We start from the raw sequence: 26,045 nt of genomic DNA, 5'->3' as shown, positions 1-26,045 counted from the left end.
CCTACAGCCAGCCGTTGCGGCGGAAGGCGCGGTACAGGGCGCCTGAGGCGAGGGCCATGAGCGCGACGGCCAGCGGGTAGCCGTAGGTCCAGCCGAGTTCCGGCATGTGCTCGAAGTTCATCCCGTACACGCCGGCGACCATGGTGGGGATCGCGAAGATCGCCGCCCATGCGGAGATGCGCCGCATGTCGTCGTTCTGCCAAGTGCCCACGCGGGCCTGCTGTGCGCCGAGGACGGAGTCCACCAGCTCGTCCAGGGTCCGGACCTCGGTGTCCGTGCGGTGCAGGTGATCGGCGACGTCACGGACGTACGGGGCGATGTCTGAAAGGTCCTCCTTTGTACCCGGCCTGTCCAAGAGGCCCTGGACGACCGGGACGAGCGGCTGCACGGCATCACGGAACTCGCGGACCTCCCGCTTGAGGGAGTAGATGCTCTGGGTGTGGTCGACACGGGAGGTCGAGAACACCTCGTCCTCGAGCCGGTCGAGCGTGGTGCGCACCCTCCGGGCCGCGTCGCCGTACGCATCGACCGCGACGTCCAGCACGGCGTGCAGCACGGCCCAGGGCCCCATGCGCAGCATCTGCGGATGGGCCTCCAGCCGACGTGCGGCCTCGGCGCAGGGGTCGATCGTTCCGTGGCTCACGGTGAGGACGCTGCGGGGGCCAACGAAGATCATGATGTCTCCGGTCTCCACCGCCGTGTCCTCCTCCACATACCGCAGGGGCTTCAGAGCCACGGCCAGGACATCGTCGAAACGCTCCCGTTTGGGGCGCTGTCGTCCATGGAGGGCGTCCTCGACGGCCAGAGGATGCAGGGCGAGTTCGTCGGCGAGCTGGAGCAGTTCGCCCTCCGAGGGGTCGGTCAGCCGGACCCAGGCGAACGCGCCGTCTCCCAGGTCCCGCATCCGTTTGAGGGCCGTGCGACAGGTGTCGTCCGGCAGATCGCACTCCACGTGCTCCGACGCTCCCGAAGCCTGCTCGTAAATGACGCATTCCATCCCCCTCGCATGCCTCGGCACCGCCCATCCATGCGCGCGTCGGCTCTTAGTCCCCCTCGGGCCCTGGGCACGGCTGCACATGTGATGGACTACACCATGGGGCGCGGAAGGGTTGCGGGCGTCCCATGGGCAGCACGAGAGGGCGGGACTGCTATGGCCAGGACGGCTGGTTCGTCACAGGCGACGACGGGGGAGGTCGGCGAGCCGGAGCTGCGGCAGCTCCTGGCCGGCCTGACGGCGGTGCGCGACGGGGACTTCGGTACCCGCCTCCCTGATGAGGCCGACGGCCTTCTCGGGGAGATCGCCACCGTCTTCAACGGGATGGTCGACCAGCTGTCGCTGTTCACGTCCGAGGTCACCCGCGTCGCCCGTGAGGTCGGCACCGAGGGCACGCTGGGCGGTCAGGCCGAGGTACCGGGAGTGTCGGGTACCTGGGCGGATCTGACGGACTCGGTGAACGCCATGGCCGGCAACCTCACCACCCAGGTCCGCGACATCGCGCAAGTGGCGACGGCGGTGGCGCGCGGCGACCTCTCGCAGAAGATCGACGTGGCTGCCCGGGGCGAGATCCTGGAGCTGAAGGACACCGTCAACACTATGGTGGACCAGCTGTCCTCGTTCGCCGCCGAAGTCACGCGCGTCGCCCGTGAGGTGGGCAGCGAGGGCCGCCTCGGGGGCCAGGCCGAGGTGCCCGGAGTGGGCGGAGTGTGGCGTGACCTCACCGACTCGGTGAACTTCATGGCCGGCAACCTCACCGACCAGGTCCGCAACATCGCCCAGGTGACCACCGCGGTCGCCAAGGGAGACCTCTCCCAGAAGATCGCCGTCGACGCCCGCGGGGAGATCCTGGAGCTGAAGAACACCATCAACACGATGGTCGACCAGCTGTCCGCGTTCGCGGGTGAAGTCACGCGCATGGCCCGCGAGGTGGGCACGGAGGGCATCCTCGGCGGGCAGGCGGACGTGAAGGGCGTCTCCGGTACCTGGCGCGACCTGACCGACTCGGTGAACTTCATGGCCGGGAACCTCACCTCCCAGGTGCGCTCCATCGCCCAGGTGGCGACCGCCGTGGCGCAGGGCGACCTTTCGCAGAAGGTCCGGGTGGACGCGCGGGGCGAGATCCTGGAGCTGAAGACCACGATCAACACGATGGTCGACCAGCTGTCCGCGTTCGCCGACGAGGTGACGCGCGTGGCCCGCGAGGTGGGCACGGACGGCCGCCTCGGCGGGCAGGCGGACGTGAAGGGCGTCTCGGGAACCTGGCGCGATCTGACCGACTCGGTCAACTTCATGGCGGACAACCTGACCGCCCAGGTCCGTTCGATCGCCGAGGTCACCACCGCCGTGGCCCAGGGCGATCTGACGCAGAAGATCCGGGTGGACGCCCGCGGGGAGATCCTGGAGCTGAAGGAGACCATCAACACGATGGTCGACCAGCTGTCCGCGTTCGCCGACGAGGTGACGCGCGTGGCCCGCGAGGTCGGCACCGAGGGCAACCTGGGCGGCCAGGCCACGGTCCGAGGGGTCTCCGGCACCTGGAAGGACCTCACCGACAACGTCAACGTCATGGCCTCCAACCTGACCGGGCAGGTGCGCTCCATCGCCCAGGTGGCGACTGCCGTGGCCCGGGGCGACCTGTCGCAGAAGATCACGGTGGAGGCCAAGGGCGAGGTCGCCGCTCTGGCCGGCGTCATCAACACCATGGTCGACACACTGTCCGCGTTCGCCGACGAGGTCACGCGCGTGGCCCGCGAGGTGGGTACCGAGGGCCGCCTCGGCGGCCAGGCCCGGGTGCCCAACGTGGCGGGCACCTGGAAGGACCTCACCGACAACGTCAACTCCATGGCGAACAACCTCACCGGCCAGGTCCGCAACATCGCCCTCGTCACGACCGCCGTCGCCAACGGCGACCTGTCGAAGAAGATCGACGTGGACGCCCGCGGCGAGATCCTGGAGCTGAAGACCACCATCAACACCATGGTCGACCAGCTGTCCTCCTTCGCCGCCGAGGTCACCCGCGTCGCCCGTGAGGTCGGCAGCGAGGGCCGCCTCGGCGGCCAGGCCGAGGTCGAAGGGGTCTCTGGCACCTGGAAGCGGCTCACCGAGAACGTCAACGAGCTGGCCGGGAACCTCACCCGGCAGGTACGGGCCATCGCCGAAGTCGCCAGCGCGGTCGCCGAGGGCGACCTGACCCGATCGATCACGGTCGACGCCTCCGGCGAGGTCGCCGAACTCAAGGACAACATCAACTCCATGGTCGGCTCCCTGCGCGAGACCACGCGGGCGAACCAGGAGCAGGACTGGCTCAAGTCGAACCTCGCCCAGATCTCCGGCCTGATGCAGGGCCACCGCGACCTCGCGGCCGTCGCCGAGCTCGTCATGGACGAGCTGACGCCGCTGGTCGACGCCAGCTACGGCGCCTTCTACCTCGGTGAGGAGATCGACGGCCAGGCGGGCTTCACGCTGATCGGTTCCTTCGGGCGGCCGGTGGAGAGCCCCGCCGCCGCGCGGGTCGGACAGGGCGAGACGCTGGTGGGACAGGCGGCCCGCAGCCGCCGCATCCTCACCACCGACAACGTGCCGGCCGGCTACTTGATCTCGTCCGGGCTCGGACGAGCGACGCCCGCCCATCTCATCGTTCTGCCCATCGTCGTGGAGGACCAGGTCCTGGGCGTCATCGAGCTCGCCTCCTTCGCTCCGTTCAGTCCTGTGCACCGCGACTTCCTGGGCCGCCTGATGGAGACCATCGGCGTCAACGTCAACACGATCGTCGCCAACGCCCGCACGGACGAGCTTCTCGGCGAGTCCCAGCGGCTCACGGCAGAGCTCCAGGCCCGCTCGGAGGAGCTGCAGGTCCAGCAGGAGGAACTGCAGCGCTCCAACGCCGAACTGGAGGAGAAGGCCGCCCTCCTCGCCAGCCAGAACAGCGACATCGAGGCCAAGAACCTGGAGATCGAGCAGGCCCGCCAGGAACTGGAGGACCGGGCGAAGCAGTTGTCGCTGGCCTCCAAGTACAAGTCGGAGTTCCTGGCGAACATGAGCCACGAACTGCGCACCCCGCTCAACAGCCTGCTCATCCTCGCCCAGTTGCTCGCGCAGAACCCCAGCCGCAACCTGACGCCCAAGCAGGTCGAGTACGCGGGCATCATCCACTCGGCCGGCTCCGACCTGCTCCAGCTCATCAACGACATCCTCGACCTGTCGAAGGTCGAGGCGGGCAAGATGGACGTGAACCTCGAGCGGGTCTCCCTCAAGCAGCTCCTCAACTACCTGGAAGCCTCCTTCCGGCCGCTGACCAGCCAAAAGGGCCTTGAGTTCGCCATCACCACCGCGCCTGGCGTGCCCGTGGACCTGCTGACCGACGACGCCCGCCTCCAGCAGATCCTGCGCAACCTGCTGTCCAACGCGGTGAAGTTCACCGAGCGCGGCCGCGTTCACGTCAAGATCGAACCCGCGAGTTCGGCGGAGCTCCCCGACGAGCTGGCCCAGGCCGGGTCCGTGGTCGCGTTCCGTGTGATCGACAGCGGCATCGGGATCGCCGAGCAGCAGCTGGAAGCCATCTTCGCGGCATTCCAGCAGGCCGACGGCACCACCAGCCGCAAGTACGGCGGCACCGGCCTGGGCCTGTCCATCACCCGGGAGATCGCCCGCCTCCTGGGCGGCGCCGTCACCGCCCGCAGCGAGGTCGGCAAGGGCTCCACCTTCACCCTGTACCTCCCCGTCTCAGGACGCGAAATCGCCGGAGGGGCGACGGCCGGCCCCGGCAGCGCGGAGCCCGCCGGCTCGGAGCTCGAGCAGTCGGCCGGCGCCGCCGGGCAGGCCGCCCTCGAAGCACAGCGTCATCCGCGCCGCATTCTGGTCGTCGAGCAGCGCAGCAACGGTCTGCTCAGCCTGGTCGCCGAAAGCGCGGCAGGGGACCTCACCGCAGGACGAGCGGTGGCCGTCCCGGCCGACCGGGCCGAGGTCGTCACCGCCGTCACCGCGGCGGACGCGGCAGCCGCACTGGCACAGGCACCCTTCCACTGCGTGGTGCTCGAACTCGGATCCGACGGGGAAGGACTGCGCTTCCTCCAAGCCCTCGGAGGGGACGGCGCCACCGCCTCCCTGCCCGTCCTCGCCCACGACAACCGGCGTATGACCAGGGAGCAGCAGGCAGAAGTCGCCGAGCACGCCACCGCTCTGCCGCTACAGGTGCTCTCCAGCCTGGACGAGCTCCGCGAGCGCATCGCGCTGCACTTGTCGGCGGAGCGGCCGGGCGACGTCCCCACACTCGTGCACGCCGACAGCCACACCGTCACCGAGCACGCCGTCGTCGACGCCAGCCTCGCCGGCCGGTCGGTCCTCGTCGTCGACGACGACCCCCGCAACCTCTACGCCATCAGCGGGATCCTGGAACTGCACGGCATGCACGTCCTGCACGCCGAGAACGGCCGCAGGGGCATCGAAACCCTCACCCAGACCCAGGGAATCGACCTTGTCCTGATGGACGTGATGATGCCGGAACTGGACGGCTACGCGGCAACCACCGAGATCAGGCGCATGCCCGAATACACTGATCTGCCCATCATCTCCGTCACCGCGAAGGCCATGCCGGGAGACCGCGACAAGAGCCTGGCCTCCGGCGCGAACGACTACGTCACCAAGCCCGTCGACGCCAACGACCTCATCACCCGACTCCGCCGGTGGCTTCCGCCCCGTAGCACCTCAGACGCCACCCGCGCCTGACCGCCCCTGGCCACCCCTCTGAGGAATTGGCGACCACACGGTGAACATCACTCCTGACGATCACACGGTGTCCCAGCCGGACGCCATCTCCGCCCCCGCGGAGGACAACGCCACACCCGACACCCCCAAGGGGGCCGAAAACGACGGACCCCTGCCGACCCGGTCCGCCCCCGCCCCCTCCGGGACGGAGGGCGGCCGTCTCGCCGCGACCGTCGAGCGCCTGCGCGAGGAGGCGCTGGAAGCCCAGTCCGCGGCCGACGGCCGCGCGCTTCTGGAACTGGCCAAGGGAATCCTCGTCGGCCGCCTGGGATGCGGACCCGTAGAGGCGTCCCGCCAGTTGGCCAAGCTCGCCGAACAGTCCGGCACCACCTTGCTCGCCCTCGCCGTGGACATCATCAACCAGTCCGCGCGTGACCGCGTCAGCGAGGTGGCGCAGGAATTCCTCGCCACCGCCGTCGCCGAGCAGGCCTCCGAGGCGGCGCCGGCGGTCCGGCTGCGGACCGCGGAGAGCCGCGCCCTGGCGGCAGACGACACACCGGCCGTCGCCGAGGCCCTCCTCGAAAACGCGCTCGCCCCGCTCGGTGCCCACGGCGTCGCGATCTGGCTCGCGGGAGCCGACGCCTCGCTCACCCTGGCCGGTCAGGCGGGCTTCACTCCGGAGGAGGCCGACCGCTGGCGCTACGTTCCGCCCGAGGTCGCCACGTGTGCCCGGCTCGCCCTCACCCACCGCGAGCTCTCCGTCGTCACCAGCCTGTCCCACGCCAGCCTGCCGACCATCGGACGGCGCCAGCACCCCGGCGGGGGCCGCATCGTCATCCCCGCGGGGACCGGAGGACGCATCCACGGCGTACTGGAGATCGGCTGGCCCCAACCCCTGCCCCCGCAGTCCGCAGCGATCACACGCCAGCTCGAAGCCCTTGCGGAACTGTGCGCCCACACCCTCGAAGAACAGTCCCCGCACAACATCCCGGACGCTACCGACGCCGCCCACCACGCGACCCTGGCGGAACTCACCGACCTCGCCAACCACCTTGAGGACACGGTCCTCGTCCTCGCACCCGTGCTCGACCGCGACGGCCATCTCGCGGACTTCCGCATCCACCACCTCAGCAACGGTTTCATCGATCCGGCCGGCCGCCCCCGCTCCATGGTCACCGGCCGCCACTTCCTCGAGATCTACCCGGCGGCAGCCGAGGACGGGGGCCTCTTCGACGCACTGGAGAGGACCTATGCCACCGGCGAGGCCTGCCAGGCGGTGCGCACCGCCCTGACCACCTTCGTGGGAGAGGTGCCCCTCACCACCGTCGCCGACGTGCGCATCAGCCGGCACGGCTCCGCCCTCCTCCTCGTCTGGAAGATCGAGGACGAGAAGGCACGGCTCGCCAACCTGCTGCAGCACGCGCAGCGGCTCGGCCGGGTCGGCGGTTTCGAACAGCACATGCGCACCGGAGAGATCAGCTGGAACGAGCAGCTGTTCGCCCTCTTCGGTCTGCCGATGACCGCCACCCCCCTCCCCCTGGAGGATCTCGCCGCCCACGCCCACCCCCATGACGTCAACTCCATCGGGCGCTTCCTGCGCACTCTCCTGCACAGCCGGCGCGAATCGTCCGTGGAATTCCGCCTCCAGCGACCCGACGGCATCACCCGTCACATCCGCATGGTGGCCGAGCCCGTCCTGGACGACCAGGGCCGGCTCTACGCGGTACGCGGCGCCTGCCAGGACGTGTCCTCCCAGCACTGGACCGAGGTCGCCCTGGCCGCGACGCGCGACCAGCTCGCCGACACCGAAGCGGAATCCGCCGACCGCAGCCGCCTCGCCCTCCAACTGCAACACGCGATCATGCCGCCCGCCCCGGCACCCCTCGAAGTACCCGGCATCCGGATCGCGGTGCGCTACCGACCCGCCGAATCGCAATCCCTCGTCGGCGGCGACTGGTACGACGCCGTGGTCCTGCCCAACGGCAAGATCCTCCTCAGCGTCGGCGATGTCGCGGGCCACGGCATCCAGGCCGCCACCGGTATGGTCGTGCTCCGCAACGCCCTCCGCGGTCTCGCCGTCACCGGCGCCGGCCCGGCGCAACTGCTCGCCTGGCTCAACCGGGTCGCCTTCCACCTCACCAGCCACCTCACCGCCACCGCCGTCTGCGCCCTCTTCGACCCCGAGACCCGAACCCTGCAGTGGGCGCGCGCCGGCCATCTGCCACCCGTCCTGATCAGGGACGCCCAGGCCCAGTCGTTCCCCCTCACCGCCGGCTTGCTGCTCGGAGCTCTGCCCGATGCCGCGTTCGAGGAGGAGGAGGTGCAGCTCGAGGCCGACGACATCCTGCTGATGTACACGGACGGACTCGTCGAACGCAGGGACATCGCCGTCACCGACTCCCTCGCCCAACTGCTCACCGTCGCTTCGCGCTCCGCCGACACCCTGGAGAAGCGGCTGGACAGCGTGCTGACGTACAGCGCCTCCGACACCGACGACGACACCTGCCTCATCGGAATCGAGGTCCGTTGACCTCAGGTACCGGCCCACCGGCGTGGTGATCGGTGATCGACCGGTCGATCCGGGCTCCTGAGGGACCGGGCGGACGCCACCCCGGGCGGCCGCCCGCCCACCCAGGGCGCATGAGCCGCTCGCCGCGGGTTACACGCCGTCAATGAGACCTGGACACCCCGAGGTACCTGCCCCCGGCCGGCTCCGCCTCCTGTGGCTGCTGCCCGTACAGACCGCCCTCATGGTCGGCGTCGGGCTGCTGGTCACCGGTCCGCTGGCGGACCAGTGGCCGCTCGCGGCCGAAGACGCGGTCAACCGCGGCCTCGCCGCCCACCGCGGCGGCCCCGCCCTCCCCCTGTCGCAGTGCCTGTCCCTGCTGGCCGGCACCCCGAGCATCATCGCCCTCACCGTCCTCGCCGTCGCCGCCATGCTGGCGCTGTCGCGGGGGCGGTGGCTGCGGGAGGCGCTGTTCCTGGCGGGGGCCGTGGCCGCGCAGTCGGCGGTCTTCCTCCTGGTCACCCTCCTGGTGGAGCGGCCGCGTCCGAACGTGGCCCAGCTGGACGCCGCGCCGCCGACCTCCAGCTTCCCCTCGGGCCACGTCGGCGCGGCCGTAGCCCTGTTCGGGGGTCTCGCCGTGCTGGCGGTGCTCCGCCACCGCCCCGGCCGGCCGTGCCTGCGGCACGCCTTGGCCGCCGCCCTGCTCGCCATCCCCGTTCTCGTGGCGTGCTCCCGGCTCTACCGCGGCATGCACCACCCGTCCGACGTCGTGGGCGGCCTGCTCAACGGCGCCTGCACCCTGCTCGTCCTGGCCCACGCGGTGCTGCTGCCCGTGCGGACCCGCACGCCCGGCCACACGGCCGGTGCCACGGCCACCGCCCCCGCCGCCCTGACCGCCGACCGGTACCGGAGCCGCCCCGGCCCCGGCCGGCGGCCGGCCGTGGTGGTGCGCCACCCCCACTGCGCGCCGCAACTGGCCGAGCAGGTGGGGGAAGCGCTGCGCCGCCACGGCTACGCCGACCCGGTGTGGACGAAGACCTCCGCCGAGCACCCCGCCGGCGCGCTCGCCCGACGGATCGACGAGGAGGACCCGGCCCTCGTGGTCGCCTGCGGTGGGGACGGCACCGTCCGCGCCTGCGCCGATCTCCTGGCCCACACCGGCATCCCGCTCGCCGTCGTCCCCTGCGGCACCGGGAACCTGCTCGCGCACAACCTGCGCCTGCCCACGGACCCGTCCGCCGCCCTGGAGGCGGCCCTCTCCGGCGAGACCGCCCACATCGACGTGGGCCGGGTCCTGGGCGACGGGCCGCGGGCCACCCGGTTCACGGTGATGGCGGGAGCGGGCTTCGACGCCGCCATGGTCGCCGGCGCCTCCGAGCGCGTGAAACGACGCCTCGGCTGGGCGGCGTACGCCGTGTCCGCCGTCCGCCACCTGGGCGACCCCCGCATGCGCCTGTCGATCCGGCTCGACGGCGGCCCCGTACGGGAGCGCCGCGCCCGCATGGTCGTCATCGGCAACGTCGGCACCCTGCAGGGCGGACTCCCCCTGCTGCCCGACGCCCGCCCCGACAGCGGCCGGCTGGAGGTGGTGCTGCTCGACCCGCGCGGGATCCGAGGCTGGCTCGGGGCGGCGGGCCACCTCGTGGCGCGCATGCTGCCCGGCGGGCCGGTCCCCGGCCCCGGCGGCAGCCAAGGCCCGGTGGCCGGCGGCGCGCTGGAGTACTTCAGCGCCGTGCGCGTGGACATCCGCTTCACCCGGCCCCAGCCCCGCGAGCTCGACGGCGACGTCATGGCCGCCGGCACCCGGCTGACAGCGGAGGTGGAACCGGGCGCCCTGCTGATCCGGGTCCCCCCGCGCACTCCCTACGCACCCCGGGAGCGGACCGTACGGCCGCGCACGGCCCCGGAGGGCGAACCGGCCCGCCGGATACCGGACTTCGACAGGGGGTGAGGGGTTCATGGGTACCGCCACACGCGTACCGCAGCGCCAGGACCTGGCGGCGGCCTCCGCGGCACGGGCCGTCGAGGGCGAGGAACTGTCCGCGGAGGAAGCCCTCGCCACGCTGCGCCGTCACTGCGGCTGGAGCCTCGTACGGGACTCCTTCATCCGCTTCCGCTACGCCGACGGCTTCAGCCACTCCAGGGCGCTGGCCCTGCAGACGGTCCTGGCCATCGTCCCGCTCGCCATCGCCTTCATCGGGCTGTCCGGAGCCCTTCACGCGGAGGCCGTCGGCCGGTTGGCGGAACTGACGATCCGGCGACTGGCCGGCGGCCCTAGCCGGGGTGTGGTGGACGAGGCCCTGGCACAGAGCCGGCACCGGTCCGGGGACGGGAGCCAGGCCGCGCTCTGGTTCGGCCTGCTGTTCTCCGTCGTGAACGTGACCACCGCCCTGTGCCAGGTGGAGCGGGGCGCCAACCGCATCTACGGGACGGAACGCGACCGGCCGTTCCTCCACAAGTACACCCGCGGACTGGTCATGTCCGTGCTGGCCGGCCTGCCCCTCGGGCTCAGCTTCTGCGTCACCGTCCTCGGCGCCCACCTCAGCCGCGCCGTCGCGGAGGTCTACCACCTCGGCCCCGGCCCCGTCCACGCCTGGGACCTGCTCCGCTGGCCCGTGGGTGTCCTGCTGGCCCTCCTCGCCACCAGTGCGATCTTCCGTCTCTCCCCCCGCCGGAGGCAGCCCGGCTACACCTGGCTGGCCTTCGGCGCGGGGGTGTACCTGGCACTGTGGCTGCTGGCGACATGGGGACTGAGCGTCTACGTGGGCGCCGGCGGCTCCTTCACCACCGTGTACGGGCCCCTCAGCGCCTTCGTGGCGCTGCTGCTGTGGTCCTATCTGACCTCGATGGCCCTGTTCCTCGGCCTGGCCTTCGCCGCGCAACTGGAGGCCGCACGGGCCGGGGTGAGCGAACCGGTCACCCCGGACCCCGGCGTCTGAGCCCGCGGCGCACCCCCCTGAAAGGAAGGCACCACCATGACCCGCCCCTCCGCCCCGCGGCGCGCGCCCGCCCGGTTCCTCCGCGGCCGCTCCGGCCCCGACGCCCGGTTCGGCGTGCGGCTGCTGACCACCGTGGCCCTGACCGCCCTGGTGTCCGTACCGTTCGCGCTGGCCCTCGTCCTGGTCGAGTCGCAGTGGGCCCCACTGCTGCGCCTGGACCGGGGCACGGCCGGACGGTTGCACACCGCGGCACTGGAGCATCCCGCGTGGGTGCGGGTACTCGACTTCCTGACGCACGTCGTGTGGGACCCGGTGACGATGCGGCTGCTCGTGGCGGCCCTGGTGGTGTGGCTCCTGGTCCGGCGCGCGCTGCGGCTGGCGCTGTGGGCCGCCGTGACGGCCACGGCGAGCGGGCTGCTGGGCCTCCTCGTGAAGGACGTCGTGGCGCGGGCCCGGCCGCACCTGCCCGACCCGGTCTCCCAGGCGCCCGGCTTCTCCTTCCCGTCCGGGCACGCCATGACGGCCACCACCTCCTGCGCGGTCCTGCTGCTGGTGCTGCTGCCGCTGGTGCCCCGCGGGTGGCGTCCGCTGCCGTGGGCGCTGGCGGCGGTGTCGGTGGTGGGCGTCGGCTACACGCGGGTGGCGCTCGGCGTGCACTGGGTCAGCGACGTCGCGGGCGGCTGGTTCCTCGGCCTGGCCGTGGTGACGGCGACCACCCTCGCCTTCGAGGCCTGGCGGGTGGACGTCGGCCGGGCCACCACCACGCCCGCGCAGGGTCTGGAGCCGGAGATCCGCTCCGAGCACCCCGAGCCGCCGGTGGGCGCTGCGGAGCGCCCCTGAGCACCCGCCGGCGGCGCGGGGCCGGCCCTCAGTCCCGGTCGCTGGCGAGGGTCTCCTTGACCTTGGCGATGGCGAAGCCCCAGCCCTGCCCCACGGTGGGCTTGGCGGGGACGGCGATCTCGCGGGGGTTGGTCAGCACGTCGAGGAGGACCGGTCCGGGTGTGTCCATCGCCTGGCGCACGGCGTCGTCCAGCGCGGCCGGGTCGGTGACGCGGATGCCGGTCAGGCCGAGGGCGGTGGCGACGGCGGCGAAGTCGGGATTGTCGAGTTCCGTGCCGAACTCGGGCAGTCCCGCCTGCTCCTGTTCCAGCTTGACCATCCCCAAGCGCCGGTTGTCGAACAGGACGAGCTTGACCGGCAGCTGGTACGTCTTGATCGTCATCAGGTCCCCGAGCAGCATGCTCAGGCCGCCGTCCCCGCAGAAGGCGACCACCTGGCGGCCCGGGGCCCACAGCTGGGCGCCGAGCGCCTGCGGCATGGCGTTCGCCATCGACCCCAGGTTGTAGGAGCCGAGCAGCCGCCGCGTTCCGCGCAGGGTGACGAAACGGGACAGCCAGACGGTGGCCATGCCCGTGTCGGAGGTGAAGACGGCGTCGTCGGCGGCGTGCCGGTCCACGGCCAGGGCCAGGGCCTCGGGGCGGATGTCGTGGTCCCGGTTGTCCACCAGTGCGCGCAGCCGGCCGGTCCAGCGGCGGTCGTGGCGCGGGTCGGCGAGCTTGAGCTGGTCCTCGGTCCAGGAATCGAAGCGGGATCGGGCCCCGTCGAGGTGGGAGCGGTCGGACGAGGCCTCGAGCCGGGGGAGCAGGGCGCGCAGGGTGGCTCCGACGTCCCCGGTCAGGGCGGCGTCCACCGGGACCCGGCGGCCCAGGTGTTCGGGCCGGGTGTCGATCTGGACGACCTTGCAGCCGGAGGGGTACCAGTCGCGGTAGGGGAAGTCGGTGCCCAGCATGACCAGGGTGTCGCAGGTGTCGAGGGCGTGCGAGGCGGCGGGGTTTCCGATCAGCCCGGTCTGGCCCACCTGGAACGGGTTGTCGTGCTCGAAGCCCTCCTTGGCCTTCAGGGTGAGCACCATGGGCGCGGCGAGGAGTTCCGCCAGCCGCAGGACTTCCTCGCGGGCGTCCCGGGCCCCGCGGCCGACCAGCAGGGTGGTCTTGGAGCCGGCGTTGACGAGCTGTGCGGCCTCGGCGAGCGCGGGGTCGTCGGGCCGGGTCACGGGCCTGGCCGGGGCCAGGCGCACCGGACGGTCGTCCTCGATCTCCTGGTCCCCGAGGTCCCCGGGAACGGTCAGGACCGCCACACCGCCCTGCGTCACCGCCGCGCGGACCGCCGACTCCAGCATCCGCGGCATCTGCTGCGGCGAGGTCACCGTCGCCCGGTAGACGGCGACGTCGCGGAACACCTGGTCGTTGTCGACCTCCTGGAAGTAGTCGGTGCCCATCTCCGTGAGCGGGACCTGGCCGCAGACGGCGAGGACGGGTGCGTGGCTCTTGGCCGCGTCGTAGAGGCCGTTGAGGAGGTGGACGGAGCCGGGGCCGACGGTGCCCATGCAGACGCCGAGCCGGCCGGAGAGCTGGGCCTGCGCGCCGGCTGCGAAGGCTGCCGCCTCCTCGTGGCGGCAGCCGATCCACTCGATGCCGTCGGTGGTGCGGATGGCGTCCGTCAGCGGGTTGAGCGCGTCGCCGACGACGCCGAAGACGTGGTGGACGTCGAGTTCCTTGAGGGTGTCGACGATGGCGCGGGCAACGGTGCGTGTCATGGGCACTCCTGTGGTCGTGGGGTGGTGGGACGGTGGGGCTGTGGGGGAGGGGGGAACAGGCGGTCAGCCGGCGAAGCGGTCCGGGTCGGCCGCGGTCCAGTCCTCGGCCCAGGTACGGGGCGCCCCGTCGAGGAGCTGCCCGGCGGAGAGCCACTCGTAGAGCTCGGCGCCGGAGCGGACGGTGTGCGGGTCGACGCGGTGCAGCACCAGCCCGGGGTGGAGCTGGCGGGGCTCGTCGACGCCCATCGCCGCCATGATCTGCAGGGCGCTCTTGACGGTCGCCTCCTGGTAGCGCTGGACGCGGGCGGCCTTGTCCGCCACGTCGAGGGCTGCCGCCCGGCGGGGGTCTTGGGTGGCGACTCCGACGGGGCAGGTGTTGGTGTGGCACCGCTGGGCCTGGATGCACCCCAGGGCGAACATCATCGGCCGGGCGGCGTTGGCGTAGTCGGCTCCCTGGGCGAGGCGTTTGACCAGGTCGCTCCCGGTGGCGACCTTGCCGCTGACTCCGATCCTGACGCGGTCGCGCAGGCCCGTGCCGACGAGGGAGTTGTGGACGGTGACGAGGCCTTCCGTGAGGGGCAGCCCGACCTGGTCGGCGAACTCCAAGGGCGCCGCGCCGGTGCCGCCCTCGGCGCCGTCGACGATGACGAAGTCCGGGGTGGTGCCCTCGTCCAGCATGGCCTTGCACACCGCGAGGAACTCCCTGCGCGAGCCCACGCAGAGCTTGAAGCCGACCGGCTTGCCGTCCGCGAGCTCCCGCATCCGCGCCAGGAAGCGGACCAGGCCGCGGGGCGTGGAGAACGCCGTGTGGTAGGGCGGCGACACCACGGTGACCCCTTCGGGCACCCCGCGGACCGCCGCGATCTCGGCGTTGACCTTCGCCCCGGGCAGGACCCCGCCGATACCGGGCTTGGCGCCCTGGCTCAGCTTCAGCGAGAGGCACTTCACCTGCTCGTGCGCGGCCTTCTCGGCGAACTGCCTCTCGTCGAAGCGGCCGTCCGGGGTGCGGCAGCCGAAGTACCCCGTACCGATCTCCCAGACCAGGTCGCCGCCCGGCCCCAGGTGGTGTTCGGACAGACCGCCCTCGCCGGTGTCGTGGGCGAAACCACCGCGCAGGGCACCGGTGTTGAGCGCCGTGACCGCTTGTGCCGACAGCGAGCCGAAGCTCATGGCGGACACGTTGAGCAGCGCCATGTCGTAGGGGCGGCCGCAGTCGGGGCCGCCGACCCTGACCCGCGGCGGGGTTTCGGCGACCGGCCGTGGAGCCATGGACGGCACGAGGTACTCGGCGCCCGCCCGGTACAGGTCCCGTTCCGTGCCGAACGGCTCCTCGGCGTCGGTCCCCTTGGCGCGTTCGTAGACGATGCTGCGGATGTCGCGGTCGAAGGGACGGCCGTCGAAGTTCCGCTCGATGAAGTACTGCTGGAGTTCGGGCCGCAGAGCTTCCAGGGCGAACCGGAAATGGCCGAGGACCGGATAGTTGCGCAGGACGGAGTGCTTGCGCTGGCTCACGTCCCGGACCGCCAGGGCCACCAGGAGGACCATCGGGACGGCCGGCACCCACCACCACGCGGAGAACGCCACCGCCGCACCGACAGCGCCGGCCGCGAGCACGCCGGGCAGTGCGAACGTCATCACCTTGAGCTTCGTCATCACACCGCGCACATGCCCGGACGACCTGCACGCATGCGGTCCGGCACCCGCCCTGGGAGGCGGCCGAGACGGAAACGAAACGGCCCATCATTCGTCATCCGCCGAAACGATGAGGCACTCTGGAAGCATGGATCACACCTCTGCTCCCGGACCGGCGGAGTCCCCGGCCCCCGCCGCGCGGCTCGCCTCGCTGGCCGCCGCCCTGGCCGACGAGACCCGGGCCGCCATCTGCATGACCCTGCTGGAGGGCCGCGCCTGGACCGCGGGCGAGCTGGCCAGGACCACCGGGGTCGCCCCCTCCACCGTCAGCGGGCACCTGACCCGGCTGATCGACGCCGGGATCTGCGTGACCGAACGCCAGGGGCGGCACAGCTACGTGCGCATCGCCGACGCGGCCACCGCCCGCCTGGTGGACGAACTGGCCTGCTACGCCGTACCGGGCCGGGACGCGGCGCACGCCGTGCCGGTGGTGGCCGCGCCCGACCCGCTGGCCCGGGCCCGCACCTGCTACGACCACTTCGCGGGCCGGCTCGGGATGGCGGTCACGGACGCGATGGAGGAGCGGGGGCTGCTGCGCACGGACGCCGTCTTCGAGCTGACCGCGGCCGGACTGGACTGGTGCCGCCGGGCGGGCGTCGACACGGCCGGCGCCGGCCGCCGGCCGCTCGCGAGCTCCTGCCTGGACTGGACCGAGCGCCGCCGCCACCTGGGCGGCCTCGTCGGGGCGCGGCTGTGCGCGCGGGCCCTGGGGGAGGGCTGGGTGGTCCGGCCGGAGGGCGGCGGCCGGGGCCTGCTGGTGACGGGAGCGGGGGAGGAGGCCTTCGGGGAACTGCTGGGGCTCACCCCGGAGGCCTGGAGCTAGGGTCTGGCGACCCAGCCGCGAACTTTCAGAAGAAATACTTCGGTGGATGCCGAACTATTGGGTGTAGGGTCAGAGTCATGAAGACCTCTCAGCGTGCCCTGCCGCCCGGCCTCCTCACCGGCGGCGCCGTCTGCTTCACGGTGTTCGCCTGGGCGTCCGCCTTCGTCTCCATCCGCAGTGCGGGAGCGGCCTACTCGCCGGGGGCGCTCGCCCTCGGCCGGTTGCTCGCCGCCTCGCTGACCCTCGTGACGCTGCTCCTCCTGCGCCGCGAGGGCCTGCCCCCGCGCGGTGCCCGGCGCGGCATCCTGCTCTCCGGACTCGTCTGGTTCGCCGGCTACACGGTCGCGCTGAACTGGGGCGAGCGCCTCGTCGACGCCGGCACCGCCTCCCTGCTCGTCAACACCGGGCCCATCCTGATGGCGCTCCTCGCCGCGCGCCTGCTCGGTGAGGCCCTGCCGCCACGCCTGCTCACGGGCATGGCCGTCTCCTTCGCCGGCGCCGTGGTCGTCGGCCTGTCGATGTCCTCCGGCGGCGACGGCTCCACCTCCCTGCTCGGAGTGGCGCTGTGCCTCCTCGCGGCGGTCGCCTACGCGACGGGCGTCGTCGCGCAGAAGCCCGCCCTCTCCTCCGGCACGCCCCTGCAGATCACCACGTTCAGCTGCCTCACCGGCGCCGTGGCCTGCCTGCCCTTCACCGGGCAGCTGGTGGCCGAGGTCCCCCGGGCCCCGCTCCCGGCGACCCTGAACATGGTCTACCTGGGCGTGGTCCCGACCGCCCTCGCCTTCACCACCTGGACCTACGCCCTCGCGCGGATGCCCGCCGGAAAGCTGGGCGCGACCACGTACGCCGTACCGGCCATCGTCGTCGCCCTGAGCTGGATCCTCCTGGGGGAGGTTCCGGCCTGGCTGACCCTGCTGGGCGGCCTGTTGTGCCTGACCGGGGTGGCCGTCTCCCGCTACCGCCCCCGCACGGCCGGCCGCCGCGGAGCGCTGCTGGTCCCCGGGACGGGCCGCGCGGGCTGACCCGGCAGCTGCTCCGCCCGACCGCCAGGTTACGGATGGTCGGCGTGCTTGGTGGGGGTGACCAGGACCAGGGGGATCTCCCGGGTGGTGGCGCTCCGGTAGGCCGCGTAGGAGGGCATCGAGGCCACCACCGCCGGCCACAGGCGGGCCGCCTCTTCGGCGGTGGCCGGCCGGGCCGTCGCCCGGAGGGTGTCCGTGCCGACGTGGAGGGTGACGTCCGGATCGGCCAACAGGTTCAGGTACCAGGCGGGGTGACGGTCCGCTCCCGCGTTGGACGCCGTCAGGACGTACGCCTCCCCGCTGCGGACGTACGCGAGCGCGGTGCGGCGCAGCAGGCCGGACCTGCGGCCGCGGGTGGTCAGGAGCAGGTCGGCCACCCCCGGGCGGGGCCGACCACCCGTCTCCTCGAACCGGCGGATGTGGTCGGCGACCCAGGGGGCGGGGCTGTCGTGAACCGTGTCGCTCATGCGGCGGCCACCCCCGCATGCGTCCGGTGCAGGGTCGGGGTCTTGATCTCGTCCAGCAGTGCGCGGGCGAAGTCCGCGGGCGCGATCCGGCTGTCGGCGGCGGCCGGAGCGAGGACGTAACCGCCTGAGGGCTCGCCCTCGTGGTCGAAGTCCCCTGCCGGGCTCAACACCACCCAGTCCAGCTCCGCGGGCGCGGCTTCCCGCAGTGCCTCGCTGCCGGCGCCGTGGCCGAGGTAGAACTCCCTCCACTCCTGCGGGTATCCGGCCGTGTCCATCAACAGCTCCCCCGACGCGGTCGGCAGCACGGAGGCCAGCCCGACCGATACCAGCCGCTCCACCCCGGCCGCCGACAGCCCCTGGGCGAGGGCGCGTGCGACGGTGGGGAAGAACGTGCCCGCGGGCGCCGCGGGGTCGTAGACGGCGACGATCGCCGCGTCGTGCCCGGCCGCCAGCCGCGCCACGACCGCCGGGTCCGCGACGTCCCCGTCGGCCCGCCCGACCGCCGTCACCTCATGGCCCCGCCGCCGGGCCTCTGCCACGGCCGCCCTGCCGACCCGCCCGCGGGCCCCGAACACGATGATCCTGCTGCTCTTCGTTTCCATGGACCTGAGCGTAGGACGGGGGCTGGTTTCCGAACGGATACCGCCCTACGGTGTGGATCATGAAAATGCCGCAGACCGAACGGGCCCCCCTGGACCCGGAGATGTTCGACCCCGTCTGCCCTTCGACGCTGGTGCCGTTCCGCGTGGGCGACAAGTGGGCCGCGCTGATCCTGCGCTGCCTTGAGGACGGCCCCCGCCGGTTCTCCGAACTCAAGGTCCCGCTGCGCGGAGTGACGGCCAAGTCGCTGACGCAGTCCCTGCGCAGACTGGAACAGAGCGGCTTCGTCGCACGGCAGGAGCACGGGGGAGCGGAGCGCCGGGTCGAGTACGCCCTGACACCGCTGGGCCGCGGCCTGCTGGGCCAGCTGGACGCGGCGTGCCAATGGACGCAGGAGCACTGGGACGAGCTGATCGACGCGCAGGAGGCGCCCCTGTCGGGGCCCGCACAGCCGGGGCACTGAGCACGCGGGATCCCGCCGCCCTGCCGCGTCCGACCTTTGGTCGGCGTCAGCACCCCGGTCGCGCCCAGGCCGTCGACGAGCAGCCGGACGTGTTTGCCAACCGCCGACCACATCGGCCAACTGCCGCACGGTCTCCGCGCGGAACACCGCCAGTAGGCCCGCCGACGGACCTCGGCCCCGGGCCTGGTTCCACTCAGCCGCACTGGTCCCTGTCCCAGCGAGGCTGGAGCAGTCTCAACGAAGTTGGAGCACGGCGTCTGCCGTCTCCTCCGCGGTGAGGTGGGTGGAGTCCAGGACGTTCTTCTCGTACGGCCCCAGGTCGGTGAAGCCGTCGTATATCTGGCTGAGGATCTGCCGGTCGGTGAGCGGGTGCTGAGACCGGCGCGTCCCGCGATCAAGCGCGACTTCCCGCTCGGGCCGCAGCACCACGTAGACGAGTTCGACACCTGCGGCCTTCGCCGCCTTCTCGTAGGCCTCCAGGAACCACGGCCCGACCACCCCGTCGACCACCGTGTGGTAACCCCCGGCGGCGTAGCCGGCGGCGGCTCGGGCGATCACCCCGGTGACGGTCCGGTTCTGCTCGTCCGCCTCCGGCAGGTACGGCGCCAGCGCTCCCTGCTTGATCGCCGCATAGAAGTCGTCCGTATGGAGATGCACGCTGGGCGCGAGCCTGCTCTGGGCCAGGATGCGCGCGACGGTCGTCTTCCCGGATCCCGAGGGCCCGCTCACCAGAATGATCTGCATCTCCCCACCCTAGAGGCCATCGCAAACACCGGGCTGGCAGCTGCGCCGGGAGCGCAGCCGGCCGGGGGAGAGGACCGCTCGGCCGAGTCCCGGGGCCGGCACCAGCGGGAGTGCCACCACCGGAGTTCGGGGAACGGTCCGGCCGGGCGGCCGGCCACCACCCCACCCCCACCCGCCGGCTCTCCCGCCCGGGTCCGGGGCCCGGAGCCGCGGCGGCTGGTGTCCGCAGGCCGCGGCATCGTCGAGGAACCGGCGTAGTTCCTGGCGGGCGCGGGCTGCTGCGCGGCTGCCCTGGCACGGGCAGTGCCGTGGTGCGGGGTCTACCATCGTTCCCTCCTGGGGGCCTCGCGGGTGGGCCGGGCCCGGTGCCTGCCCTGCCCGCGCCTGCGGCATGCCGGTGCCCGGCCACCGCCGGCCCCGACCTGCGGCGGTGGCCGGACTTTCGGACGCGCGTGCGGGTTTCGTGTTTTGGGTAGGTGCGGGGTATCCAGCCTGGTCTTGTGGGAGACCCCGCGCTACCAGCCGGCCACCCGGAGGTGGCTATCGGAGGGTGCGGGTGGTCTCGCTCGGCTGCTGCCCGGCACCATGCCGGACTCTTGACGGCCTCCTCCGCAGCCCTTGTCGGGAGCCGACCGTGATGGGCTCCTACAGAACGGCGGCCGAGATGATGCCCGCCCTGACCCTCGACGTCTTCACGCGCACCAGCCACATCGTGCTGCTCGTGGCAGGCGAGCTCGACATGGACACCGCCCTGACCTCGTCAAGATCACCGACGATTTCCCCCTGAACGGACAGACCCCCGCCACCTGTTCACCCTGCGCCCCTGACCCCACCGCGGCCCCGCCAGCACGCTGGGGGCGCCACCCCCCGCCCGCATGTGATCCAGGCCACGGCAGTGGGAGCGATGACTTCGCTCGGTTCCGTCGGTCATATGAGCGACACCATCGAAACGAGGAAGGCTCCGCCATGACCGACATGCTCACCGCTCCCCGCCAGGTCGTCCCTGCTGCGCCCGGGAGGCGCCCGGCGGTGCGGTGGACCGTGGCCGGCGGCGTGGTGGCGGGACCGCTGTTCCTGGCAGCGGGGGTCGCCCAGGCTCTCGCACGGGACGGCTTCGACTTCACGCGGAACGCGATCAGCCAGCTTGCCCTCGGCGAGGAGGGCTGGATCCAGACGGTGAGCTTCGTGATCACCGGTGCGCTGCTCGTCGCGGGCGCGGCCGGACTGCGGGCGGCGCTGCGCGGTGGTCCGGGCGGCACGTGGGGGCCGGCCCTGGTCGGTGTCTTCGGCGTCTCCTTCTGGGTCGCGGGCGCCTTCCCGGCCGACCCCGGGGCGGGCTTCCCCGCCGGAGCACCCGAGGTGACCGTGCTGAGCGGTCACGGTGCCGTCCACATGTTCGGCGGGATGGTCGGCTACCTCACCCTGTGCGCCGCCTTCTTCGTCCTGGCCCGTCCGCTCGCGGCCCGGGGCACGCGGGGCTGGGCCATGGCATCCAGGGTCGTCCCGGTGGCGGTTCTCGCCGGATTCGCGGCCTCGGCCGCGTCGGTCCTGGCGTTCACCCTGGGGGCCGGCCTCGGTCTGCTGTGGCTGAGCGCGCTGACCGCCCGCCTCGCGAGCGCCCCCACAGGCCGCTAGGGCCTGTCCGGCGGATCATGGCCGGGGCCGCGGCGCCCGGCACGGCGCCTCGCGGCGTTGCCGAAACGCCCCAATAGCTCCGCTATCGAGACGCTCCGGCGCCTTGCGATGCACCGCGCCGGACACCGCGGCCTGTCCGACCCTGATCCGCCGGACAGGCCCTAGGCGAACACCGCTGGGACCGTGAGGCCGGTCTCGGCGCCCAGGCGGTCCGGCAGGCCGAACTGGGGGAAGAGACGCGCGGTGTCGCGGAAGGCCGTGATGCTCGTGATCCGGTCTCCGGAGAACTCGACGACCTGGAGGGCCCACGGCTCGTAGCCCGTTCCGTCGGCACGCGGGCGGTACTGCCCGAAGGACGGGGAGCCGTTCGCCACGGTAGGGACGAGCCGGGATCCCCGACAGCCGATGGCAGGCCCGGCCAGCCACGATTCGATGTCGCGGACTCCGCGCATCCACTTCGCGTACGGCGGCAGGGACAGGGTGGCGTCGACGTGCAGCAGGAGCTTCAGCTCCTCCATGTCGTACCGGGAGAACGCCGCCGCGTACCGCTCGGCCAGGATGCGCCGGACGCCCTCGGGCGCCGGTGTGGCCGGCCCCTCGACTGCCTCCCTGCGGTCGGCGAGGGTGGCGCGGGCCCGTTGGAGGGCGCTGTTGACGGAGGCGATGGTCGAGCCGTGCAGGTCGGCGACCTCGCGGGCGGAGAAGCCCAGGACCTGCCGCAGGATCAGCGTGGCCCGTTGCCTGGGCGGCAGGTGCTGCAGCGCGGCGACGAACGCCAGCCGCACCGACTCGGAGGCCTCCGCCACTGCCGACGGGTCGCTCCCAGGCAGGGGATCGATCCATGCCTGGTCCGCCGCCGGCGCTCCCGGCGGCGTGGCGCCGTCCGCCGGGCCGGACAGGTCCATCGGCAACGCCCGCCGCTTGCCCGCGGCGAGCGCGTCCAGACAGACGTGGGTGGCGATGCGGTACACCCATGAGCGGACCGACGACCTGCCCTCGAACCGCTCCGCGTTCCGCCACGCCCGGACCAGCGCCTCCTGCACCGCGTCCTCGGCCTCCGCGTACGACCCCAGCATCCGGTAGCAGTACCCGGTCAACTCCTTCCGGTACGCCTCCAGTTCCTCCACCATCGAACCCGCCCCCGTCTCCCTCATGCCGTACCCCTCCGAGCCCGAGCCCCCGGTGCGCAGGGACGGCACCGATCCGGCTGCCGCAACACTACGCACAGGTCAGGGACTTCGGCCGCGGAGTGGACCGCGACGAAGGACCGCCCGGGAGCGTCCCGCGGCCGCCGTCGACCGACCGCGCCCCGGAGACGGGCTGCGCGGGAAGAGGGGGCGTCGCACACGCCGAGGTCATCGGGGCGCACGGCTCCGAGGACCGTGCGGACGCGGTTCACCACTGCCGTCCGCGCGGCAGTACCCGCCTTCCGGGCGCCGATACGTGCAGCACCTCGAAGACGTCGCCCGGGGCCTTGGGTGCGGGGTGGTCCCAGAGCGAGAAGTGGACCAGCTCCCAGCGGTGCGAGTCGACGGCGGCCGCGGCGAGTACGGCGCCTTCCTGCGAGGCCAGCCGACCCGCTTCGCGCACCGTGTCCTCCATGAACTCGGACAGCGTCACGCCCTCCGGGACCCGCTGTCGCCGGCGTACCGCGGCGACGGCGGGGGAGCCGGCCGCGGCGCCCTCCTCATAGGACAGACCCGTCCACTGCCGCACGGCGGGCCGCCCGAAGTCATTGACGGGCCCCTGGAAGGCGCCTCCCCACAGGAAGGCGTTCATCCCCTCCATGGTGTTCCAGAGGTAGAACGGCGCGTACTGGTTGACCGGCGAGCCCTGCACCCCGCGCTCGCGCATCAGGTACGTCTTGAAGCCGAGGCCGTCCCAGTCGTCGAGGGCGTGCCCGAGGCGGGAGACACGGTCGCGGATGATGCCCATGTCGTAGTCGGCGGGCAGGGTCATCTCGTACTGCATGGCGTGCATCGTGAGGTCCTTCCTCAGGCGGGGTAGTGGTCCACGTGTTCGTGCCATTCGACGGTCGAGCCGTCCTCGGCCGCCTCCACGACGGCGAGATGCGTCATGAAGGCGCCGGGAGCGGCGCCGTGCCAGTGCCGTTCACCGGGCTCGATCCACACGGTGTCGCCCGCCCGGATCGCCTCGACGTCACCGCCCTCGCACTGGACCAGGCCCGCGCCCTCCAGGACGTGCAGGACCTGGCCCTGCGGATGGCGGTGCCAGGCGGTGTGCGCGCCGGGGGCGAAGTGCACGTTGAACATCCGCAACCGGGACGGTGGCCGCGGGGCGGCGATCTCGTCGAGCCACACCGTGCCCGTGAAGTGCTCCGCGGGACCCTGTACGCTGTCGGGCCGCTTTGTCGTGATGTACATATGGGAAACTCCTCAACTCCCCTCGAAGGCCGCGGGCGAGCTGCTGGACGCAGCCGGGCGATCGTCTCGTCCACCGGGGCCCGCAGATCCTCGTTCGCGATCACATCCGGGTCCATCGTCAGGCGGCCCACGGGGCAGCCGCGCAACACGTCGCGCTCGCGCTCCAGATACGCCCGGATTCGCTCGTACGGGGTCCGGTTTGCCCTGTCGGTCCTGAGTGCTCGACGCGGCGCATTCGGGGACGGCGTCCGCGTGCTGCGGGTCACATGCTGGTGGATACGCCCGCGTTCCTGAGGATCTCGCGGGCGGGCAGAGCGGTGCTCTGTGCTGCGGTGAGACCGGAGGCCCTGATGTGGGCGTCGACGATGCGCAGCCCGGCCGCGTACCCCGCGGCGTCGGGCAGCCCGACGGGTTCGCAGCCCATGCGTCGGGCGGTGGCGTCGCCGTACACGTACGGGGGCAGGTTCGCCATCCCGGCCACGTCGACCGCCGCCGTCACCTTGGCCTGTGCCTGCTCCAGTTCCCGGCCGGACAACGTCGTCGCCCACGGCCCCATCGCTTCTTCACCGGCCAGCTCGCGCACGAACGCCTCGGCCAGCCCCTCGGCCACCACCTGCTCGCCGACGGTGACGGTGGCCGGATCCCAGATCACGTTGGCGTAGCGCACGTTGTGGTGGAGCTCGTGCGCTGCGGCGTATCCGATCTTCGCGAGGCTGGTCTCGGTGGGCCACATCGTCAGTTGGATCGCCCCTGGAATGCCGCCCATTCCGAAGTAGCCGCCGTTGTGGACGGTCAGCAGTTCGTCGTCGGGGTTGCCCAGTGCGAGGACGACATGGACGGTCTCGGCGGTCTTGACCCCGGGCAGGGCTGCGTTCAGCCATGTCCAGGCTGCGGCGAGACGGTCCTCGATCTGGTTCCATACCTGTGCGTCCTGCATCTGCCGCAGTGCTGCCGCGTAACGGGCGTCCTCCACGTCGATGCGGAAGCCGCTGCCCGCCTGGTGCATCTGGACCATGTCCAGGTCGCCGATCGCGGACATGGCGCTTTGCAGGGGGCTGAACATCTCCCGTAGGGCATCAGGCCTTTCCTCCAGCGGGCGCTGCAGGAGATCGAGCATGGCGGACGCCGTGTCCTGAACGATGATCTTCATGACAGGGACCGTAGGACCTCCCCCTACGTGAGGATCAAGCCCTCGGGTAGGGCACTCATCCCAAGATGATCGTGCCCGATGAGGCGGAGCCGGACGTGGTGGCGGGAACCGTGACCTTGTGGCCTCACGACTTCCGACTCCTGGGCACGCGAGACGTGCCCTTCGCCGGTCAAGTCCTGCAAACCAACCACTGGGCCGTCGACCCCCGCACCGACCTGATCTGACACCGGTCCGCGCCGCGCAGGGGGACCCGCGCGGAACCCCGCAGGCGCGCAGGCGGACACCCGCACGCCGCCTTCGGCTTCGTGGCGGGGCGCGGCCGGGGCGCTTCCACGGGCTTCCTCTGCGGCGGCGGAGACTTCGGAGGAAAACTCGGCGGAACCTTCGGACCCCTGGCTTCCACAACCTCATCCATACCGCACCACGCTACGCCGCCCGCGTCCCCGCGCGCACCGGTACTGCTTCGTCGAGAGCCCCGGTGGCGCGGGCTCTGGTGATCCGGGGGTGAGGGTGGCGCTGCGCGCGGCGCGGCACAGCCGCCGTGGCCGCAGCCGGTCTGGCCCGTCCTGCGCCGCCGGCCTCCGGTACGCCTCCACGCTTTCGACGGCCCGCCCTAAGCCGCGAACAACCGCTCCAGGTGCCGGTCGACGGCGGTGAGGACGGCGGCGGGCCCGACCACGTCCAGCTCCAGCAGGGTGGTGAACCCGGTGAGCGCGAGCAGCAGGTCCGTCTCCACCACCGGGTCACGGTCAGCCGCGATCAGCCCGTCGGCGACCGCCTGGCGGACCACCTGCTCGACCATCGCCCGCCCCCGCACCAGTCCGGCCCGCGCCCGTGCGTGGACCTCCTCGTCGTGCAGGGCCTCCAGCACGTAGGCGGCGCTCATCCGGCTGGTCGCCCGCGCGTCCGCGTGCAGCGGCAACAGCTCGACCAGCATCGCCCGCAGCACCGCGCGCGGGTGGGGCCGCTCGCCGAGCTCCGCCAGCACGCGGCCGACGCGCAGGGCGCTCTGCTCGCCGGCGAAGTCCATGGCGAAGGTGAGCATCGCCGTGCGGGAGGTGAAATAGTGCTGGAGCTGCCCGAGCGACATGCCCGCCTCCTGGGCGACTTCGCGCATCGTCAGGTGGGTGGCGCCCCGCCGGTCCACCACCCGCCAGAGCGCCCGGGCGATGGCCTCGCGGCGCTCTTGGTGGTCCACCTGCTTGGGCATGGCCGCCCCTCTTCCGTCCTCGTGCCCGCCGGGGGCTCCGGCAGCGCCTTTCCAATACGCTTGACATAATACACGTGACCTACAACGCTGACGGGCATTCCGAAGCGTTCCGA

The 26,045-nt window shown here is 72.3% G+C and carries 21 protein-coding genes and 1 pseudogene; 10 read left to right on the top strand and 12 right to left on the bottom strand.

The features are described 5' to 3' along the window. Window position 1 precedes the first annotated feature (1 nt). Window positions 2-997, bottom strand: coding sequence for a magnesium and cobalt transport protein CorA (locus tag ACFY0O_RS19490; protein ID WP_388947930.1), 996 nt, complete (start codon window positions 995-997; stop codon window positions 2-4). A 153-nt stretch (window positions 998-1,150) separates the two neighbouring features. Here ACFY0O_RS19490 and ACFY0O_RS19485 point away from each other — a divergent pair, with 153 nt between their 5' ends. The 5 genes from ACFY0O_RS19485 (at window position 1,151) to ACFY0O_RS19465 (ending at window position 11,986) form a co-directional block, all read left to right on the top strand. Further along, window positions 1,151-5,722: a HAMP domain-containing protein gene (locus tag ACFY0O_RS19485; RefSeq protein WP_388947928.1), complete on the top strand. Its 4,572-nt coding sequence runs from the start codon at window positions 1,151-1,153 to the stop codon at window positions 5,720-5,722. A gap of 67 nt (window positions 5,723-5,789) precedes the next feature. Next, on the top strand, window positions 5,790-8,231 hold the full coding sequence (locus ACFY0O_RS19480) for a SpoIIE family protein phosphatase (protein ID WP_388947926.1): 2,442 nt from the start codon (window positions 5,790-5,792) through the stop codon (window positions 8,229-8,231). Between the two features lie 142 nt (window positions 8,232-8,373). Then, on the top strand, window positions 8,374-10,158 hold the full coding sequence (locus ACFY0O_RS19475; protein WP_388947924.1) for a diacylglycerol kinase family protein: 1,785 nt from the start codon (window positions 8,374-8,376) through the stop codon (window positions 10,156-10,158). A 7-nt stretch (window positions 10,159-10,165) separates the two neighbouring features. Next, window positions 10,166-11,146: a YihY/virulence factor BrkB family protein gene (locus tag ACFY0O_RS19470; protein ID WP_388947922.1), complete on the top strand. Its 981-nt coding sequence runs from the start codon at window positions 10,166-10,168 to the stop codon at window positions 11,144-11,146. Between the two features lie 36 nt (window positions 11,147-11,182). Beyond that, the gene (locus ACFY0O_RS19465) at window positions 11,183-11,986 is read left to right on the top strand and encodes a phosphatase PAP2 family protein (protein WP_388947920.1); all 804 of its coding nucleotides are present in this window, start codon (window positions 11,183-11,185) and stop codon (window positions 11,984-11,986) included. Between the two features lie 28 nt (window positions 11,987-12,014). Here the strand turns inward: ACFY0O_RS19465 and ACFY0O_RS19460 are convergent, their stop codons facing one another. After that, a complete protein-coding gene (locus ACFY0O_RS19460) occupies window positions 12,015-13,742 on the bottom strand; it encodes a thiamine pyrophosphate-dependent enzyme (protein WP_388947918.1) in 1,728 nt (575 codons plus the stop codon). A 63-nt stretch (window positions 13,743-13,805) separates the two neighbouring features. Then, window positions 13,806-15,377: an FMN-binding glutamate synthase family protein gene (locus ACFY0O_RS19455; RefSeq protein ID WP_388947916.1), complete on the bottom strand. Its 1,572-nt coding sequence runs from the start codon at window positions 15,375-15,377 to the stop codon at window positions 13,806-13,808. A 145-nt stretch (window positions 15,378-15,522) separates the two neighbouring features. Between ACFY0O_RS19455 and ACFY0O_RS19450 the strand changes: the two genes are divergently transcribed. Together ACFY0O_RS19450 and ACFY0O_RS19445 are read left to right on the top strand one after the other, a co-directional pair. Beyond that, window positions 15,523-16,257: an ArsR/SmtB family transcription factor gene (locus tag ACFY0O_RS19450; RefSeq protein WP_388947914.1), complete on the top strand. Its 735-nt coding sequence runs from the start codon at window positions 15,523-15,525 to the stop codon at window positions 16,255-16,257. 77 nt (window positions 16,258-16,334) lie between these two features. Next, entirely contained in the window at window positions 16,335-17,279 is a 945-nt protein-coding gene (locus ACFY0O_RS19445; protein WP_388947912.1) for a DMT family transporter, read from the top strand. Window positions 17,280-17,308: 29 nt separating this feature from the next. On the opposite strand, the gene ACFY0O_RS19440 is transcribed toward ACFY0O_RS19445, so the two are convergent. Further along, on the bottom strand, window positions 17,309-17,746 hold the full coding sequence (locus tag ACFY0O_RS19440; protein ID WP_388947911.1) for a nitroreductase/quinone reductase family protein: 438 nt from the start codon (window positions 17,744-17,746) through the stop codon (window positions 17,309-17,311). After that, window positions 17,743-18,348 (bottom strand): NAD(P)-dependent oxidoreductase, encoded by a 606-nt coding sequence (locus tag ACFY0O_RS19435; RefSeq protein WP_388947909.1) that lies wholly within the window; start codon window positions 18,346-18,348, stop codon window positions 17,743-17,745. Before ACFY0O_RS19435 ends, ACFY0O_RS19440 begins: the two co-directional genes overlap by 4 nt. 59 nt (window positions 18,349-18,407) lie before the next feature. Between ACFY0O_RS19435 and ACFY0O_RS19430 the strand changes: the two genes are divergently transcribed. Next, window positions 18,408-18,809, top strand: coding sequence for a winged helix-turn-helix transcriptional regulator (locus tag ACFY0O_RS19430; protein WP_388947907.1), 402 nt, complete (start codon window positions 18,408-18,410; stop codon window positions 18,807-18,809). A 234-nt stretch (window positions 18,810-19,043) separates the two neighbouring features. On the opposite strand, the gene ACFY0O_RS19425 is transcribed toward ACFY0O_RS19430, so the two are convergent. Beyond that, entirely contained in the window at window positions 19,044-19,553 is a 510-nt protein-coding gene (locus ACFY0O_RS19425) for an AAA family ATPase (protein WP_388947906.1), read from the bottom strand. Between the two features lie 637 nt (window positions 19,554-20,190). Here ACFY0O_RS19425 and ACFY0O_RS19420 point away from each other — a divergent pair. Both ACFY0O_RS19420 and ACFY0O_RS19415 read left to right on the top strand, forming a co-directional pair. Continuing rightward, entirely contained in the window at window positions 20,191-20,340 is a 150-nt protein-coding gene (locus tag ACFY0O_RS19420) for a hypothetical protein (protein WP_388947904.1), read from the top strand. A gap of 179 nt (window positions 20,341-20,519) precedes the next feature. Beyond that, complete coding sequence (locus ACFY0O_RS19415; protein WP_388947902.1) at window positions 20,520-21,188, top strand: DUF998 domain-containing protein; 669 nt, start codon at window positions 20,520-20,522, stop codon at window positions 21,186-21,188. Window positions 21,189-21,349: 161 nt separating this feature from the next. Here the strand turns inward: ACFY0O_RS19415 and ACFY0O_RS19410 are convergent, their stop codons facing one another. The 6 genes and pseudogenes from ACFY0O_RS19410 to ACFY0O_RS19385 all read right to left on the bottom strand — a co-directional run bounded on the left by ACFY0O_RS19410 (window position 21,350) and on the right by ACFY0O_RS19385 (window position 25,932). Next, window positions 21,350-22,342, bottom strand: a complete 993-nt coding sequence (locus ACFY0O_RS19410; protein ID WP_388947900.1) for a sigma-70 family RNA polymerase sigma factor — start codon at window positions 22,340-22,342, stop codon at window positions 21,350-21,352. A 241-nt stretch (window positions 22,343-22,583) separates the two neighbouring features. Continuing rightward, window positions 22,584-23,168, bottom strand: coding sequence for a DUF4865 family protein (locus ACFY0O_RS19405; RefSeq protein ID WP_388947898.1), 585 nt, complete (start codon window positions 23,166-23,168; stop codon window positions 22,584-22,586). A 14-nt stretch (window positions 23,169-23,182) separates the two neighbouring features. Beyond that, window positions 23,183-23,572: a cupin domain-containing protein gene (locus ACFY0O_RS19400; protein WP_388947896.1), complete on the bottom strand. Its 390-nt coding sequence runs from the start codon at window positions 23,570-23,572 to the stop codon at window positions 23,183-23,185. 47 nt (window positions 23,573-23,619) lie between these two features. Beyond that, window positions 23,620-23,766 (bottom strand): annotated as a pseudogene (locus ACFY0O_RS19395) (TetR/AcrR family transcriptional regulator); the annotation flags it as partial. A gap of 68 nt (window positions 23,767-23,834) precedes the next feature. Continuing rightward, window positions 23,835-24,722 (bottom strand): DUF2268 domain-containing protein, encoded by an 888-nt coding sequence (locus ACFY0O_RS19390; RefSeq protein ID WP_388947894.1) that lies wholly within the window; start codon window positions 24,720-24,722, stop codon window positions 23,835-23,837. Between the two features lie 613 nt (window positions 24,723-25,335). Then, window positions 25,336-25,932, bottom strand: a complete 597-nt coding sequence (locus ACFY0O_RS19385; RefSeq protein ID WP_388947892.1) for a TetR/AcrR family transcriptional regulator — start codon at window positions 25,930-25,932, stop codon at window positions 25,336-25,338. Window positions 25,933-26,045 lie beyond the last annotated feature (113 nt).

This window comes from Streptomyces sp. NPDC001594, from assembly GCF_042893675.1.
Taxonomy (GTDB): Bacteria; Actinomycetota; Actinomycetes; order Streptomycetales; family Streptomycetaceae; genus Streptomyces.
This window is presented reverse-complemented; position numbering and strand designations above follow the sequence as displayed.

Excerpts from the sequence above, each read along its gene's own strand:
- ACFY0O_RS19420 (WP_388947904.1), top strand. The coding sequence starts at position 20,191 with ATGGGCTCCTACAGAACGGCGGCCGAGATGATGCCCGCCCTGACCCTC.
- ACFY0O_RS19465 (WP_388947920.1), top strand. The coding sequence starts at position 11,183 with ATGACCCGCCCCTCCGCCCCGCGGCGCGCGCCCGCCCGGTTCCTCCGC.
- ACFY0O_RS19415 (WP_388947902.1), top strand. The coding sequence starts at position 20,520 with ATGACCGACATGCTCACCGCTCCCCGCCAGGTCGTCCCTGCTGCGCCC.
- ACFY0O_RS19475 (WP_388947924.1), top strand. The coding sequence starts at position 8,374 with ATGAGACCTGGACACCCCGAGGTACCTGCCCCCGGCCGGCTCCGCCTC.
- ACFY0O_RS19455 (WP_388947916.1), bottom strand. The coding sequence starts at position 15,377 with ATGACGTTCGCACTGCCCGGCGTGCTCGCGGCCGGCGCTGTCGGTGCG.
- ACFY0O_RS19450 (WP_388947914.1), top strand. The coding sequence starts at position 15,523 with ATGGATCACACCTCTGCTCCCGGACCGGCGGAGTCCCCGGCCCCCGCC.
- ACFY0O_RS19425 (WP_388947906.1), bottom strand. The coding sequence starts at position 19,553 with ATGCAGATCATTCTGGTGAGCGGGCCCTCGGGATCCGGGAAGACGACC.
- ACFY0O_RS19485 (WP_388947928.1), top strand. The coding sequence starts at position 1,151 with ATGGCCAGGACGGCTGGTTCGTCACAGGCGACGACGGGGGAGGTCGGC.
- ACFY0O_RS19460 (WP_388947918.1), bottom strand. The coding sequence starts at position 13,742 with ATGACACGCACCGTTGCCCGCGCCATCGTCGACACCCTCAAGGAACTC.
- ACFY0O_RS19430 (WP_388947907.1), top strand. The coding sequence starts at position 18,408 with ATGAAAATGCCGCAGACCGAACGGGCCCCCCTGGACCCGGAGATGTTC.
- ACFY0O_RS19385 (WP_388947892.1), bottom strand. The coding sequence starts at position 25,932 with ATGCCCAAGCAGGTGGACCACCAAGAGCGCCGCGAGGCCATCGCCCGG.
- ACFY0O_RS19440 (WP_388947911.1), bottom strand. The coding sequence starts at position 17,746 with ATGAGCGACACGGTTCACGACAGCCCCGCCCCCTGGGTCGCCGACCAC.
- ACFY0O_RS19490 (WP_388947930.1), bottom strand. The coding sequence starts at position 997 with ATGGAATGCGTCATTTACGAGCAGGCTTCGGGAGCGTCGGAGCACGTG.
- ACFY0O_RS19435 (WP_388947909.1), bottom strand. The coding sequence starts at position 18,348 with ATGGAAACGAAGAGCAGCAGGATCATCGTGTTCGGGGCCCGCGGGCGG.
- ACFY0O_RS19470 (WP_388947922.1), top strand. The coding sequence starts at position 10,166 with ATGGGTACCGCCACACGCGTACCGCAGCGCCAGGACCTGGCGGCGGCC.
- ACFY0O_RS19400 (WP_388947896.1), bottom strand. The coding sequence starts at position 23,572 with ATGTACATCACGACAAAGCGGCCCGACAGCGTACAGGGTCCCGCGGAG.
- ACFY0O_RS19405 (WP_388947898.1), bottom strand. The coding sequence starts at position 23,168 with ATGCACGCCATGCAGTACGAGATGACCCTGCCCGCCGACTACGACATG.
- ACFY0O_RS19445 (WP_388947912.1), top strand. The coding sequence starts at position 16,335 with ATGAAGACCTCTCAGCGTGCCCTGCCGCCCGGCCTCCTCACCGGCGGC.
- ACFY0O_RS19410 (WP_388947900.1), bottom strand. The coding sequence starts at position 22,342 with ATGAGGGAGACGGGGGCGGGTTCGATGGTGGAGGAACTGGAGGCGTAC.
- ACFY0O_RS19390 (WP_388947894.1), bottom strand. The coding sequence starts at position 24,722 with ATGAAGATCATCGTTCAGGACACGGCGTCCGCCATGCTCGATCTCCTG.